Source organism: Bacillus sp. MM09(2025), assembly GCF_050496725.1.
GTDB lineage: Bacteria > Bacillota > Bacilli > Bacillales > Bacillaceae > Bacillus > Bacillus pumilus.
This window is the reverse complement of record NZ_JBNWEN010000004.1, coordinates 770,058-784,529: the sequence shown is the minus strand read 5'-3', so window position 1 is coordinate 784,529 and position 14,472 is coordinate 770,058. Positions and strand designations below refer to the sequence as shown.

General features: G+C 41.2%; 14 protein-coding genes and 1 other annotated feature (1 of these 15 cut by a window edge). Of the genes, 11 read left to right on the top strand and 3 right to left on the bottom strand.

Going from position 1 to position 14,472, the window contains the following annotated elements; all coding sequences use genetic code 11:
- Positions 1 to 49 precede the first annotated feature (49 nt).
- Both prfB and ACQYAC_RS10395 read left to right on the top strand, forming a co-directional pair.
- Positions 50 to 1,151 (top strand): peptide chain release factor 2 gene (prfB, locus tag ACQYAC_RS10400; RefSeq protein WP_126741946.1). Its coding sequence is split into 2 segments (ribosomal slippage): positions 50 to 121 and positions 123 to 1,151, totalling 1,101 coding nucleotides; the frame shifts between segments, so codons are not numbered across the junction.
- A gap of 124 nt (positions 1,152 to 1,275) precedes the next feature.
- Positions 1,276 to 3,069, top strand: coding sequence for a M3 family oligoendopeptidase (locus tag ACQYAC_RS10395; RefSeq protein ID WP_429943246.1), 1,794 nt, complete (start codon positions 1,276 to 1,278; stop codon positions 3,067 to 3,069).
- Between the two features lie 14 nt (positions 3,070 to 3,083).
- Here ACQYAC_RS10395 and ACQYAC_RS10390 read toward each other — a convergent pair whose 3' ends face one another.
- The gene (locus ACQYAC_RS10390) at positions 3,084 to 3,818 is read right to left on the bottom strand and encodes an alpha/beta fold hydrolase (RefSeq protein ID WP_429943245.1); all 735 of its coding nucleotides are present in this window, start codon (positions 3,816 to 3,818) and stop codon (positions 3,084 to 3,086) included.
- A gap of 189 nt (positions 3,819 to 4,007) precedes the next feature.
- Between ACQYAC_RS10390 and ACQYAC_RS10385 the strand changes: the two genes are divergently transcribed.
- The 5 genes from ACQYAC_RS10385 to ACQYAC_RS10365 all read left to right on the top strand — a co-directional run bounded on the left by ACQYAC_RS10385 (position 4,008) and on the right by ACQYAC_RS10365 (position 8,567).
- Positions 4,008 to 4,856, top strand: a complete 849-nt coding sequence (locus ACQYAC_RS10385) for a YitT family protein (protein WP_429943244.1) — start codon at positions 4,008 to 4,010, stop codon at positions 4,854 to 4,856.
- A gap of 48 nt (positions 4,857 to 4,904) precedes the next feature.
- Positions 4,905 to 5,240, top strand: coding sequence for a cytochrome c551 (gene cccB, locus ACQYAC_RS10380; RefSeq protein WP_058013575.1), 336 nt, complete (start codon positions 4,905 to 4,907; stop codon positions 5,238 to 5,240).
- Between the two features lie 380 nt (positions 5,241 to 5,620).
- Complete coding sequence (ftsE, locus tag ACQYAC_RS10375) at positions 5,621 to 6,307, top strand: cell division ATP-binding protein FtsE (protein WP_061409748.1); 687 nt, start codon at positions 5,621 to 5,623, stop codon at positions 6,305 to 6,307.
- Positions 6,300 to 7,190, top strand: coding sequence for a permease-like cell division protein FtsX (ftsX, locus tag ACQYAC_RS10370; RefSeq protein WP_012011409.1), 891 nt, complete (start codon positions 6,300 to 6,302; stop codon positions 7,188 to 7,190). The genes ftsE and ftsX overlap by 8 nt, the downstream gene beginning before the upstream one ends.
- Positions 7,191 to 7,301: 111 nt before the next feature.
- Positions 7,302 to 8,567 carry a murein hydrolase activator EnvC family protein gene (locus ACQYAC_RS10365; protein ID WP_429943243.1) on the top strand — a complete coding sequence of 422 codons (1,266 nt, stop codon included), beginning with the start codon at positions 7,302 to 7,304 and terminating at the stop codon, positions 8,565 to 8,567.
- Between the two features lie 50 nt (positions 8,568 to 8,617).
- On the opposite strand, the gene ACQYAC_RS10360 is transcribed toward ACQYAC_RS10365, so the two are convergent.
- A complete protein-coding gene (locus tag ACQYAC_RS10360; protein ID WP_003213751.1) occupies positions 8,618 to 9,358 on the bottom strand; it encodes a sulfite exporter TauE/SafE family protein in 741 nt (246 codons plus the stop codon).
- Between the two features lie 153 nt (positions 9,359 to 9,511).
- Here ACQYAC_RS10360 and ACQYAC_RS10355 point away from each other — a divergent pair, with 153 nt between their 5' ends.
- The 3 genes from ACQYAC_RS10355 (at position 9,512) to ACQYAC_RS10345 (ending at position 12,914) form a co-directional block, all read left to right on the top strand.
- Entirely contained in the window at positions 9,512 to 10,960 is a 1,449-nt protein-coding gene (locus ACQYAC_RS10355; protein WP_144461722.1) for a S41 family peptidase, read from the top strand.
- Positions 10,961 to 11,304: 344 nt separating this feature from the next.
- Complete coding sequence (locus ACQYAC_RS10350; RefSeq protein ID WP_007500014.1) at positions 11,305 to 11,658, top strand: swarming motility protein SwrAA; 354 nt, start codon at positions 11,305 to 11,307, stop codon at positions 11,656 to 11,658.
- Positions 11,659 to 11,726: 68 nt separating this feature from the next.
- Positions 11,727 to 12,914, top strand: coding sequence for a PDZ domain-containing protein (locus ACQYAC_RS10345; RefSeq protein WP_058013580.1), 1,188 nt, complete (start codon positions 11,727 to 11,729; stop codon positions 12,912 to 12,914).
- 8 nt (positions 12,915 to 12,922) lie between these two features.
- Here ACQYAC_RS10345 and ACQYAC_RS10340 read toward each other — a convergent pair whose 3' ends face one another.
- On the bottom strand, positions 12,923 to 13,288 hold the full coding sequence (locus tag ACQYAC_RS10340; RefSeq protein WP_058013581.1) for a winged helix-turn-helix transcriptional regulator: 366 nt from the start codon (positions 13,286 to 13,288) through the stop codon (positions 12,923 to 12,925).
- Positions 13,289 to 13,515: 227 nt separating this feature from the next.
- Here ACQYAC_RS10340 and ACQYAC_RS10335 point away from each other — a divergent pair, with 227 nt between their 5' ends.
- Positions 13,516 to 14,190: an NAD(P)H-dependent oxidoreductase gene (locus tag ACQYAC_RS10335; protein WP_429943242.1), complete on the top strand. Its 675-nt coding sequence runs from the start codon at positions 13,516 to 13,518 to the stop codon at positions 14,188 to 14,190.
- A gap of 89 nt (positions 14,191 to 14,279) precedes the next feature.
- Positions 14,280 to 14,472, top strand: a binding site (T-box leader) (it continues 32 nt past the right edge of the window).

Below are 14,472 nucleotides of genomic sequence, written 5' to 3'. Positions count from 1 at the left end.
AACCTCTTTCTATTCATGTCAGCCCCCATACATCTATGAGGTGAAGGATATGGAATTAGTAGAAATTAGACAAGAGCTTGAAAATATGGCTAGCAGGCTAGCTGATTTTAGGGGGTCTCTTTGACCTCGAAACAAAAGAAGCCAAAATTGCAGAACTCGAAGCGACAATGTCAGAGGCTGATTTTTGGAATGATCAGCAAAAGGCACAAGGCGTCATCAATGAAGCCAATGCACTAAAGGATAATGTGAATTCATACCATGAGCTCAGTGAATCTCATGAAGAGCTGCAAATGACACATGACCTATTAAAGGAAGATTATGACGAGGAGCTTCATGTAGAGCTTGAGAAAGAGCTGAAGAATTTAACCAAGCAATTTAACGAGTTTGAACTGCAGCTTCTCTTAAGTGAACCATATGATAAAAACAATGCCATCCTCGAGCTTCATCCAGGCGCAGGCGGTACTGAATCACAGGACTGGGGTTCTATGCTTCTGAGAATGTATACTCGTTGGGCAGAGCGCAGAGGCTTTAAGGTTGAAACACTCGATTATCTTCCTGGTGATGAAGCAGGAATTAAGTCTGTGACATTGCTCATCAAAGGGCATAACGCATACGGGTACTTAAAAGCTGAAAAAGGCGTCCATCGTTTGGTTCGTATTTCTCCTTTTGATTCATCTGGCCGCAGGCATACGTCTTTCGTTTCCTGTGATGTCATGCCTGAGTTCAATGAAGAAATTGATATTGATATTCGAACAGAAGATATCAAAGTAGATACGTATCGTGCAAGCGGCGCAGGTGGACAGCACGTCAATACGACGGACTCTGCCGTTCGTATCACACACATTCCAACCAATGTCGTGGTGACATGCCAAACAGAAAGATCACAAATCAAAAACAGAGATCGTGCGATGAAAATGCTGAAATCGAAACTTTATCAAAGACGGATCGAAGAACAGCAGGCTGAATTGGATGAAATTAGAGGAGAGCAGAAAGAAATTGGCTGGGGAAGCCAAATTCGCTCTTATGTATTCCATCCGTATTCTCTTGTGAAAGACCATCGAACCAATACGGAGATGGGAAATGTTCAAGCGGTCATGGATGGAGATTTAGATTCATTTATCGACGCTTACTTACGTTCGAAATTATCATAAAAACTCGGCTTCTTGCCGGGTTTTTTTTATTGTGAGAAAATATAATGAATATAAAGGAATACATACGCCATACTGACTCTATATCCTTTGTATGATGAAATTAGCAAATAAAGGGGGAAATATTTTGGGATTAACACGATTACAAGAGACGTGGGATTTAGATGCCTTTTTTAAAGGAGGCAGTTCTTCACCAGAATTTAAAACATACTTGCAACACATTGAGCAGCTATTAGATGAATTACGACAAAAGGTCGATGCCTTTTCAAAAGAAGATACACACATTGAAAATAGGTTAACGTCTGTTCTTGACACGTATGAAACCACATTTAAAAAACTGTCTCAAGCAGGTTCATTTGTATCCTGTCTTCAATCGCAAAATACAAAGGATATGAAGGCAGGTAGTCTTCGAGGTACGATTGCTAAGCTGGAAGCTGATTTAGGTACCATTCTTGCGCTGTTTGATCAGGCGCTCGCTGCCATCTCTCCTGGAAAATGGGAAGATCTCATGAATTCAGATGCCTTTTCAGATGTTCGCTACATATTAAATGAACGCAGAGAGCGCGTGAAGGATCAATTGCCTGTGGAGCAAGAAACATTGATTCAAAAGCTAGCCGTAGATGGCTACCATGCGTGGGATGAGCTTTATTCTAGCTTGGTAAATAAGATTACGATTCCGTTTGAACAACATGATGAAACGCAGATGATCTCTGTTGGCCAAGCGGAAAATGCGATGGATGATTCAGACCGTGAAGTCAGAAAGGCTGTTTACCATAACCTAGAGCATGCATGGACGCAGGACGAACATCTATTTGCAAGCACGCTCAATCATCTGGCAGGTTTTCGTCTGCAAGTATATGAAGCAAGAGGCTGGGATCATATTTTAAAAGAGCCGCTTGATATTTGCCGGATGAAACAAGAAACCCTTGATGCTATGTGGTCTGTGATTGATGAACATAAGCAGCCGTTCATTGATTACTTACATCGAAAGGCTGACATGCTTGGAGTGGATAAGCTAAGCTGGTTTGATGTTGGGGCCCCTATTGGCAGTGAGACCAAGATCTATCCGTATCAAGAAGCAGCTGCTTTTATTGTGAAACATTTCGCTGGGTTTGGAAAAGAGCTTGCTGCTTTTACAGAAAAGGCCTTTAATGAGCGTTGGGTAGAAGCTGAGGATCGCCCGAACAAACGAGTAGGCGGTTTTTGTACAAATTTCCCTGACAGCGGAGAGTCACGCATTTTTATGACCTTCTCAGGCAGTCCATCCAATGTGGCAACACTTGCGCATGAGCTTGGTCATTCGTTCCATCAGGAAGTGATGCAGGATGTTCGCATTCTTAATCGCAAATATGCGATGAATGTAGCTGAAACGGCGTCGACATTCGCAGAAATGATTGTGGCTGATGCTTCTTTAAATGAAGCGGCAAATGAAGAGGAGCGCCTCAGCTTGTTAGAGGATAAGCTGCAGCGTAGTGTCGCATTTTTCATGAACATTCAATCTCGTTTCTTGTTTGAACAGCGCTTTTATGAAGAGCGTAAAAAAGGAGAAGTGCCGGCGGACCGGTTGAATGAGCTGATGGTAGAAGCGCAGAAAGAAGCCTTTGGCGACTCATTAGATGAATACCATCCACACTTCTGGGCGTCTAAGCTGCATTTCCATATCACGGGTGTACCGTTTTATAATTTCCCATACACATTTGGCTACATGTTCTCACTAGGGATTTATGCAAAAGCCTTGCAGGCTGGTACTTCGTTTGAAGAAAAGTACATTGCATTATTAAAGGACACAGCTTCGATGACAGTAGAAGATTTGGCTTTTAAGCACTTAGGTGTCGATCTTACCCAAAAAGATTTTTGGGAGGAAGCCATTAGCCTCGCTGTAGCAGACGCTGAAGAGTTTTTAGAAGCGACGAAAAAGTAAAAATGAAGCTCCCATTACGGGAGCTTTTTTGCTGGTTTTAGCCATTCAAGCATCGTCTGAATGATCTCCTTTTGCTGTGTGAGGGCTGGAATGTCCGCTGGCTGATCACCTTTTTGTTTACCGTACATGCCAAACTGAGCATGGTTCCCGCCTTTTATTTCATGATAAACGGTTTGAGACGGCAGGTTTGTTTTCGACTTCATGATTTTCTCTTGTGTCGCAAGTCCATCCTTTTCACCTGATATAGAAAGGATATTCAAGGAAGATGCTTCCAGCTCATCTGATGCTGGATAAGATGCAAGGAAAAAAAGACCGTCGAGCTTGTGCTGGTTTTTTTCTGCAAACATAGCGGCAGCTGTTCCGCCAAGTGAATGTCCGCCAATATACCAGTGTTTGATCGTTTGATGATCTTTCATGATATCTTGTGCTTTATTTGTATGAAAAATTGCAAACGAAAATGGCATGTCAGGGATAAAGACAGAATAGCCTTTTTTCATCAATTCATTCCCGATATAGGCGTACGAAAGTGGTTCTACCTTTGCTCCTGGGTAGAGAATGATGCCTGTATCGCTTTTTGTTGATGCAAATGTATATACGTCGTTTTTATGTTCTACTTGCTCGATGTTTACTTGCTTTTTTAATGCGGCAGATGGTCCGTATGTAAAGCGGCTCCATGTATAGAAAGCACCAAAAGCCAAAATGATCAGTGCAAGTAATGTAATGCCTGTGATCTTCAGTATTTTCTTCATCGCATGTCCCTTCTTTCTCATGTACATATTAAATATACCATCATTTGCACCTATACCAAACGACAAGTACGCTGGTCCGTTTGTGTGATAAAGTATTAATCCATTAGCACTGCATTTGGCTGTTATTTACATTCGTAATAGGAGGGCTTAAAATAGGTGTGCATTCAGAAGTAACGGAGGAAGAAAGACATGAAGCAGGGACATTCACAATTATGGATTGAAGCGAAAAATTACTTGTTCATTTTAATTGGATCAGCCATTGTGGCGATTGGATTTAATACGTTATTATTACCGAATCAGATTGCCGCAGGTGGTGTGAGCGGTATTAGTACGATTATGCAGTCATTCGGCTTTGAGGCGGCATATGTGCAGTGGGGGCTCAATATTCCGCTGTTTATCGCTGGTTTTTATTTATTAGGCGGTACATTCGGAGTGAAAACGCTTGTTGGCTCTATTTTCTTACCTTTGATGGTGTTTGTCACAAGACATATTGCACCTGTGACACATGAAGCGCTCTTAGCAGCCATTTTTGGTGGAGTAGTGATTGGGATCGGAATAGGGCTCGTGTTCCTTGGAAATGGGTCAACAGGTGGAACGGCACTCGCTGCCAAAATCATCAATAAATATACAGGCCTCACGCTTGGCACTTGTCTAGCGATGATGGATGGCCTAATTGTACTGGCTGCGATGACTGTTTTCGGGATTGAAGAGGGACTGTACGCTGTCATTGGTGTATTTATTTCAAGTAAAACGATTGATGTCGTACAGGCCGGATTCAGTCATTCGAAAATGGCGATGATCATTACAGGGTATGAGGATGAAGTTAGACAGGCAGTGTTTAATCAAATTGACCGTGGTGTCACAAAAATCTCAGCAGTCGGAGGATATACTGACCATGACCGTCCAATTTTGATGTGTGTCGTTGGGCAGTCACAATTCACAAAGTTGAAACAAGTGGTGAAAGCAATCGATGCATCAGCATTTGTCATCGTAATGGATGCAAAAGAGGTGCTTGGTGAGGGTTTTAAAAGGGCGTAAACAAGGATATAATAGCGTTGACCAAATGATTGTAGGGGAGGGAAATTGATGCAAAAGAGCGGATTAATGATGCTGTTTGCAGCGATGCTTCTTGTTCTTGCGGCTTGTGGAGGAAATTCAAGCAGCAGTGACAGTAAAAAAGAAGGCAGCAAAAGTGCTTCAACTGTGAGCAGTGGTGAGGAAATTTATCAGCAAAACTGTATTGGCTGTCATGGGAAAGACCTATCTGGCGGAGGCGGACCAAGCCTGAAAGAAGTAGGGAAGAAATATAATGAAAGCCAAATTGCAGATATTGCACAGAATGGTAAAGGCTCTATGCCAAGCGGAATGGTAGATGAGAAGCAAGCAAAAGAAGTAGCAAAGTGGCTTGCAGAGAAAAAATAAAACCTTTGTCTAATCGACAAGGTTTTTTTGTTTTTATATGTAGAAAAAGACTTTTGAATAGTATGAAAGCGTATTATATTAAATTTTATTTAAAAAATAAGGGTAAAAAGACATGTTTTTCGGTTTTGAATGTTGTTTTTACCTTTTAACTATAAGTTTTGAAACATAAATGTAATACCATTGCGTCGATTCATGACGTATAATTGGAGTTGTTGAAATTTAGACGATTCAATTTTTTCATCTTTTTGGATGAAAAGGACATAAATTGCTTGTGCGTATCGAAGGGTATGTGCGTGACCATACATAACGTGTTTTGACGATTACTGTCAAAACATCATGATAAGCTGTTAGTCAGAAATAAGAAAAGATTAGGTGATTACATGATTGAAATGAAGGAAGTCTACAAGATCTATCCTAACGGTGTAAAGGCGATCAATGGAATCAATGTCTCTATCCACCCAGGAGAGTTTGTGTATGTTGTTGGTCCCAGTGGTGCTGGTAAATCCACTTTCATCAAAATGATGTATCGTGAAGAGAAGCCAACCAAAGGGAAAATCTTAATTAATAGCAAAGATTTAGGCTCGATTAAGGAAAAAGAAATACCTTACTTAAGAAGAGAAATTGGCGTAGTATTCCAAGATTTCAAACTACTCCCAACTCTCACTGTGTTTGAGAACGTGGCATTTGCTCTCGAAGTCATTGGGGAACAGCCTCAAATCATTAAGAAAAAAGTGCTGGATGTACTTGATTTGGTACAGCTCAAGCACAAAGCGCGACAATTTCCTGACCAGCTGTCTGGCGGTGAGCAGCAGCGTGTATCCATCGCTCGCTCGATCGTGAATAATCCTGAGGTAGTCATTGCAGACGAGCCGACAGGAAACCTTGACCCAGACACTTCTTGGGAAATCATGAAGACACTCGAAGAGATTAATAACCGAGGAACAACAGTCGTTATGGCAACACATAACAAAGAGATTGTAAACAGCATGAAGAAACGCGTCATCGCAATCGAAGATGGAATGATTGTGCGTGACGAAGCAAGAGGGGAGTACGGCATTTATGATTAAAACTCTCTCGCGGCATTTACGTGAGAGCTTCCGTTCACTTGGAAGAAACACGTGGATGACATTTGCATCAATTAGTGCGGTCACTGTCACATTGATTTTAGTTGGGGTTTTTCTTGTGATTATGCTCAACTTGAATAACATGGCATCGAACGCTGAGAAAGAAGTAGAAGTAAAAGTTCTAATCGATTTAACCGCGAATCAAAAGCAGCAGGATGAATTAAAAGCAGAAATTGAGAAGATTCCTGAAATCAGTGATGTGAAATACTCATCCAAGGATGATGAACTAAAAGCACTGATTAAAAGCTTTGGTGAAAATGGACAATCCATGGGACTTGTTGATCAAGAAAACCCATTAAACGATGCGTTTATTGTGAAAACATCAGATCCACACGATACACCAAAAGTTGCGAAGAAATTAGAAAACCTAAAAGGTACGTATAAAGTAACCTACGGTAAAGAAGAAGTCAGCCGACTCTTTAATGTGGTCGGAGTGGCGCGAAATGTAGGGATTGCGCTTATTATTGGGCTTTTATTTACAGCCATGTTCTTGATCTCAAATACGATCAAAATTACGATTTTTGCTAGACGTAAAGAAATCGAGATTATGAAGCTTGTAGGTGCAACGAACTGGTTTATCCGCTGGCCATTCTTTATTGAAGGATTACTGCTCGGTGTATTTGGTTCCATTATACCAATTGCTCTATTACTTGGCACATATCAATATGCAGTGGGCTGGGTGGCACCGAGAGTACAAGGCTCATTTATTTCCATGCTTCCATATAACCCGTTTGTTTATCAAGTGTCACTGGTCCTTCTTTTAATCGGTGCAATCATTGGTGTATGGGGAAGCTTGACGTCCATCCGTAAATTCTTAAAAGTATAAATCTATTTTTGATGGCAGCACTCGAGAATTTGATAGAAGGTGTGACCGGTTGAACCAGTTCATCCGGTCGACTCTTCATGCAGGCAGTTGTCATAGGAGGGGAATATCGTTTTGAAAAGAAAGCTGATGATGGCTGGAATGGCAGCATTTATTGGAACAACGTGGCTATATATTCCAGGGAATGAGAATCGTGCATTCGCATACGAAGACCTAGATAAAAAGCGTCAACAAATCGAAGAGAAAACATCAAAGACTGAATCAACTTTGAAGAAAAAGAAATCAGAGCTGGCTAAGCTTGAAAAGAAAGAATCCAAGCTCAAAAAAGAAATTGAAAAGATTGATCATAAGGTAAGTGCTGCAACTGAAAAAGTGGCAGAAAAAGAAAAAGAAGTCAAACAAACGAAGCAAGAGATCAAGAAACTAAAAAAGGACATTCAAGTCATCAATGATCGAATTGAAAAAAGAAAAGCTATTTTCAAAGATCGAATTCGTTCGATGCAAAAAAGCGGCGGTACGATCAACTATTTAGATGTGCTGCTGGGTGCTCGCAGCTTTAGTGATTTTGTCGGTCGTGTTGGAGCTGTCACAACCATTGTCGAAGCAGACAAAGACATGATTACAGAACATGAAAATGATTTAAAGCTGGTGGAGCAAAAAGAAGCAGAGCTAAATAATCAGCTAAGTGGACTTGAAACATCTCTGAAAGAGCTAGAAGAGTTGAAAAAGGATTTGTCTAAACAGCAAAAAGAAAAAGAGAAAATCTTAGGGGATGTAACAGATAAAAAGAACCATGCCCATGATGAATTAGGCAAACTCGAAAATGAACAAGAAATTCTAACGAACCAAAAAGCGGCTGTGAAGTCTGAGGAAGCACGCCGACAAAAGGAAGAAGCAAAGAAAGCAGAACAAGCAGCAGCTGAAAAAAGTGCACCTGCACCTCAAAGTGGCGGCTCAGATCAAGTATCTGATACACCAGCAAGCAGCTCAGGTTTTATTAAACCAGCTGCAGGGCGCTTCTCATCTGGCTTTGGCGGGCGTTCTGGCGGAAACCACTTTGGATTAGATATTGCAGCAAAAGGCACAGTATCTGTCGTCGCAGCAGCATCTGGAACAGTCACGAACTCAAGCTACTCATCAAGCTACGGGAACGTGATATTCATTACGCATAATATCAATGGACAGACTTATCAAACGGTATATGCCCACCTATCTACAAGAAGTGTGTCCACAGGGCAGAGAGTCGAGCAAGGACAATTCCTTGGATATATGGGGAATACAGGCCAGTCACATGGTCAGCATCTCCATTTTGAAATTCATAAAGGATTATGGAATGGTGCTAAATCAAATGCAGTCAACCCAGCGCAATATATCCGCTAATCAAAAAGCCGATAACATCATGTTATCGGCTTTTTTTATTCTAAATAAAATTAAAATAACAGCAGTAAACCGGCAATAATAGGTGTTAGCAGTACAGCCGATTTCAATAAAAGCTTCGGTGCAAGACGTGTGAATTTTGCGCCAATATAAGCCCCTAATACTGTTCCGATTAAAATTTGAATGAGTAAGATAAAATCAACATAGCCCTCTGTAATATATCCAATTCCACCACCGATGGAAATCGGAATAATGACAAGCATCGTCGTGCCAACTGCCTGTCGAATGGAAAGTCTCAGTAAAATCAAAAGTCCTACTTGGATAAATGGTGCGGACCCGATACCAAACATACCTGACAGCAATCCGGATACAAGTCCTAAAATAATACCCCTTATGAGCAGCTGACGTGAAGAAAGCGGCTGCTGCTCAGCTTCTTCCTTCAGAACAAATAATTTGATCATCATAAACACAGCAGATAAAAAGAGCATTCCGGCTGTTAAATAGTGCAGATTTCCTTCTGGAATAAAAGGAGCGATCTTAGCTCCTGCAAAGGAAGCCACACAAGCCAAAGCTCCGACAATCAAACCAGATTTCAGCTGAATATTCCCTTCCCTGTAGTGGCTGTATGCACCTGATAACGTCGTAAATGCCATTGCGGCTAAAGACGTCCCAAGTGCGGTATGGATAGGGATATCAAAAATTAACGTAAGCAATGCGATGACAAAACCAGCCCCGCCTGCTCCTACAAATCCTAATAAAATTCCTAATAATAGCATCGTCAATATAATATACATAGCGAAGACTCCTTCTCGATCATAACAAAATAAAAATTACACCTAATAAAATAATTAGTCAAGCCTTCGCGGCAGAATGTCTTTACATGAAATCCCTTCTTCTGGCATATAATAACTCAGGTCATCAGGAAGAGTTGAAGAAGGAGGCCAAATATGAAAAAACAAATCGCATCTATTATGGCAAGTGTCGTTCTATTAATTAGTGCAGGGGTGATGACGCATAAAGAGGGAACTCATGCGGAGTCACCGCAAGCAGCTGCTGCAATGGCTGGACAAGCTCAATCAAGTGATAAGGCGAAAGAGAATGGGATGGAGAAAATTGAGAAAGCCTATGACCTTATTTCGAATGAATATGTAGAGGAAGTGGATCGCCAAAAGCTGCTTGAAGGCGCCATTCAAGGAATGCTTTCAACTTTAAATGATCCATATTCAGTATACATGGACAAGCAAACTGCCAAGCAATTTTCTGATTCGCTTGATTCTTCTTTTGAGGGAATTGGGGCAGAAGTGGGGATGGATGAAGGAAAAATCATTATCGTCTCTGCCTTTAAAAAATCCCCCGCAGCAAAAGCAGGTCTAAAGCCGAAAGATGAAATCATCAGCATTGATGGTGAGTCGATGAAAGAAAAAAGCTTAAACGATGCTGTACTGAAAATAAGAGGGAAAAAAGGAACATCCGTCGCTCTCAAAATCAGACGAAATGGGATTGAAAAAGAGTTAACCTTCCAAATCAAACGAGAAGAAATCCCGCTTGAAACCGTGACTTCCTCTGTGAAAGAGGTAAATGGACATAAAACAGGCTATATCGCGATCTCAAGCTTTTCAGAAGATACTGCGAAGGATTTCACGTCAAGCCTGAAACAGCTCGAGAAAAAGGGCATAGAAGGCCTTGTGCTTGATGTGAGAGGAAACCCTGGCGGCTATCTGCAAAGTGTAGAAGACATTTTAAAGCACTTTATTACAAAGGATCAGCCATATATTCAAATTGCAGAACGGAACGGCGACAGGAAACGATATTTTTCAAAGCGGAAGGAACAGAAGCCTTACCCAGTTAATGTCTTAATTGATAAAGGCAGTGCATCCGCTTCTGAAATACTTGCAGGTGCTATGAAAGAAGCCGGAAAATATGAAGTTGTCGGTGATGTCTCCTTTGGCAAAGGCACTGTGCAGCAGGCGGTTCCAATGGGTGACGGCAGTAACATTAAATTAACGTTGTATAAATGGCTCACGCCAAAAGGGAATTGGATTCACAAAAAAGGTGTCGTACCGACCATTGCGATTCATCAGCCAGATTACTTTACTGTAGGTCCGCTTCAGCTGAAAGAACCTCTTCAGCTTGATATGAACAATGAAGAAGTGAGACAAGCACAGACGCTATTAAAGGGCTTGTCATTCGACCCCGGCAGAGTAGATGGCTACTTTGATGAAGAAACGAAAAAGGCGGTATTAGCCTTCCAAAGCACATACAATCTTAATAAATCAGGTGTAATTGATCTGAAGACAGCGAAAATGATGAACAAAATGGTGGATGAAGTGAAATCCTATGAAAAAAATGATCTTCAACTGCAGACTGCACTAAAAGCACTATATCTTAAAAAATAAAGAGGCGAATAAATGCCTCTTTTTTTTGGTTCATAAGTGTCACAAACATGTAATAGTTTATTCTTAAAAATAAATTATATCGAGAAATATATTCATTTATTTTACAAAAAACATAACATTCCTCCGATTTTACCCGATAACATATTTAGATAAGAGACTTTCTGTTGATTTAAACATGTCATGAAAATGAAACTTTTGAAAGTTGTATGTTACATAAATAATTCTTACAATATAAAGTAGCACTCATTTTAAATATTTTATTTTTTGCGGATATTCAGCTTGAGCATTAAGCTGTACCGAGGTTTGCGCTTTTCTTAAAAGAACTAGTAAATGGGGGTACACAATTGAAAAGGGCAAGTATTGTGAGAGAGAAAAAATATTACGAGTTGGTAGAGGAGCTTAAGAGTCGTACGAAAGATGTGACGTTTTCCGCTACAAAGGCATTAAGTCTGCTCATGCTGTTGAGCAGGTACTTGGTCAATTACACAACGGTAGAATCAGTCGACGAAATCGATGAAGACTGTGCTGAGATATACTTCAATTATTTAATGGATAATCATAAGAGACTTGGTATAAACTTAACCGACATCAAGAGGTCGATGCAGCTGCTCGGCGGCATACTAGATGTAGATGTCAATCACTACTTAAAAGATTTTTCACTGTCGAATGTCACACTTTGGATGAATCAGGAGAAATAAACCTGGTGTCAAGCATCGATTTATTTGATAGAATAAGAGAAAATGCTTGACTTGGGCGGTGAACGATAATGAGCTCGGAGTGGATGGGAGCTGGATTAAAAGCGGTCGGTCTGTTTTTAATCCACCCTCTTTTTTATTTCATGATATTAATCAGCCTGTTACATGGCTACATCCGCGTAAAGCGGGAGAGAAAAGCGTTTCAAACAAGAATAGAAGATGTATACGATGAACTTAAATTTACATATTCAAAGGGATGGATTCTAGGAATTTGCCTATCCATTATTTCAGTAGGCTTAGGGATTGCCCTCCCGCCTGGATTCATCGTGCTGATTGCAGCGATGACCATCGTTTGCTCTTTATTCTTTAAGGCGAGTGCGCTTTCGTCTGCATACACACTCGGTTTCAGTTTTATTGCGGCACTTGGACTATTGTATGTCCAAGTGAGCCATTCATGGCTGCCGCAGCTCTCAATGATGAATGCATCAGCCGTTGTCATTCTGCTAGGTCTTTTATTAATGACCGAGGGGATTCTAGCCTATCGAACGGCGCATTTACGAACATCGCCTGCAATGGTGATGAGTGCGAGAGGACTTTTGATTGGCCAGCAGCGAGCAAACCGTCTGTGGCTTTTACCGCTTGTTTTGCTGATGCCGGCAGGTGAATTTACTTCTTCTCTGCCATGGTGGCCGGTGCTTCAAGTACACGATCAAAGCTTTTCTTTTATTTTGATTCCATACATCATCGGTTTCGGGCAGCGGATTCAAGGATCGCTGCCAATTGTGAGCATTCAAATTACAGCTCGGCGTATTCTCATGCTTGGACTTGCTGTTGCTTTACTAGGTGCTGCAAGTATTTGGTTTGAGCCGATTGCATGGGGAGCTGTATTAATAGCGATTGCCGGTAGAGCTTTCCTTTCATGGAAACAGCGAGTCAACGACAATGCGGCTCCATTCTACTTCTCTAAGCGTAATCAGGGGCTAATGGTGCTGGGAATCATTCCGAATACCCCTGCAGCTGATTTAAAGCTTGAGATCGGAGAAGTCATTACAAAGGTGAATGGAATTGAAGTCAAAACCGTTTCGGAATTTTACGAAGCCCTTCAAACCAATCGTGCTCTGACAAAGCTTGAGATCATTGGCTTGAATGGTCAGACAAGGTTTGAGAAACGCGCTTCTTACGAAGGGGAGCATCATCAGCTTGGCATCCTGTTTGTAAAGGATGATCCACAGCAAGAATCAACGGCGATTTCATCATAAAAAAGCTGCTAGAGATGGCAGCTTTTTTCTTTTGGGCGCGCTTCTTTTCCATAGGATTCGCCCCATTCACGCATAGCGAAGATAATAGGCTTTAACGTATCTCCTAGAGAAGTGAGTGAATATTCGACACGAGGAGGGACCTCCTCATAGACTTCTCTGTGAACAATGCCGTCTTGTTCTAGTTCACGCAATTGCAGCGTAAGAACACGCTGAGAAATTCTTGGCAGAAGCCGGCGTAATTCATTGTATCGTTTTGGACCGCAAGTCAAATGATAAAGGATCACTCCTTTCCATTTTCCTCCTATTACACTCGAGGTGGTTGAAACGGGACAGCCATGATTGACAATACTGACTGGATTGGATGGTGCACTCATCTTTACGCTCCTTTCTAAGACGAAATGGGTGATAAACGAACATGATTGTACCTAACGAACAAAAATGTGCGTACTTGAATCAAAGGAAGCTTTTCTTTTACCATAGAGATATCACATCACACATCGGGTTGTTTGTTTTCTTATCATAACAATTTCTATATGGAATGGAAAGAAATTGGATTGGTGAAACTTCACACCCTAACCGTTCACTAGAAAGGATGAATACCATGCGAGACAAAGAGCAATTAAAAAAAGAAATCATTGAGGCGTATGAATTCCGTCATGCGACAAAAGAGTTTGACCCGGCGAAAAAGATTCCAGAAGATGATTTTGCGTTCATTTTAGAGACAGGAAGACTTTCCCCAAGCTCTGTCGGATTTGAGCCTTGGAAGTTCCTCGTCGTTCAAAATGAAGCATTTAGAGAGAAATTAAAAGAATATACATGGGGTGCGCAAAAGCAGCTGCCAACTGCCAGCCATTTTGTGATCATTTTGTCAAGAACAGACGCCCGGTATGATTCACCATATGCAGAATACATCAATAAGGAAATCAAAGGAATGACAGACGAAACGTTTGAGATGGTAAAAGAACGCTACAAACAATTCCAAGAGAATGATCTTCATTTGATGGAAACTGACCGTACGCTCTTCGATTGGGCTTCCAAACAAACGTATATTGCCCTTGGAAATATGATGACAGCTGCGGCACAAATCGGCATTGATTCATGCCCTGTTGAGGGATTCAGCTACGATGAAATTCATCGTATGCTTGAGGAAGAAGGATTACTTGAAGATGGTCAGTACGACATCTCTGTCATGGCTGCCTTTGGGTATCGAGTCGTTGAGCCAAAGCGCGGAAAAACGCGTCGTCCAATGGATGAAGTAGCCGTTTGGATTCGTTAAAAGGAAATGTCGGAAAAAGGCTGTTGACAATTGCGTGGTTAGTCAGTATATTTAAAAAATAAAATCTTTGATAAATAGACAAATTGACTATAAACGCTTTGACTTGAGAATAGTAAATGAATATCCGTTTTCTAAGAGAGCTGCGGGTTGGTGCAACGCAGTAAAACGAATCATTGAACTCGCTCAAGGAGCGGTAAGACTGAATGAATAGTAAGTCTTTACGTGTGACCTCCGTTATCGGGTTTCAAGTTGGATTCAGCTATGTCTGAGTCAATAAGAGTG

What these genes read in the sequence shown, in the direction of transcription:
- ACQYAC_RS10390 (WP_429943245.1), bottom strand. Translation starts at nt 3,818, where the DNA reads ATGAAGAAAATACTGAAGATCACAGGCATTACATTACTTGCACTGATC.
- ACQYAC_RS10385 (WP_429943244.1), top strand. Translation starts at nt 4,008, where the DNA reads ATGAAGCAGGGACATTCACAATTATGGATTGAAGCGAAAAATTACTTG.
- cccB (WP_058013575.1), top strand. Translation starts at nt 4,905, where the DNA reads ATGCAAAAGAGCGGATTAATGATGCTGTTTGCAGCGATGCTTCTTGTT.
- ftsE (WP_061409748.1), top strand. Translation starts at nt 5,621, where the DNA reads ATGATTGAAATGAAGGAAGTCTACAAGATCTATCCTAACGGTGTAAAG.
- ftsX (WP_012011409.1), top strand. Translation starts at nt 6,300, where the DNA reads ATGATTAAAACTCTCTCGCGGCATTTACGTGAGAGCTTCCGTTCACTT.
- ACQYAC_RS10360 (WP_003213751.1), bottom strand. Translation starts at nt 9,358, where the DNA reads ATGTATATTATATTGACGATGCTATTATTAGGAATTTTATTAGGATTT.
- ACQYAC_RS10355 (WP_144461722.1), top strand. Translation starts at nt 9,512, where the DNA reads ATGAAAAAACAAATCGCATCTATTATGGCAAGTGTCGTTCTATTAATT.
- ACQYAC_RS10345 (WP_058013580.1), top strand. Translation starts at nt 11,727, where the DNA reads ATGAGCTCGGAGTGGATGGGAGCTGGATTAAAAGCGGTCGGTCTGTTT.
- ACQYAC_RS10340 (WP_058013581.1), bottom strand. Translation starts at nt 13,288, where the DNA reads ATGAGTGCACCATCCAATCCAGTCAGTATTGTCAATCATGGCTGTCCC.
- ACQYAC_RS10335 (WP_429943242.1), top strand. Translation starts at nt 13,516, where the DNA reads ATGCGAGACAAAGAGCAATTAAAAAAAGAAATCATTGAGGCGTATGAA.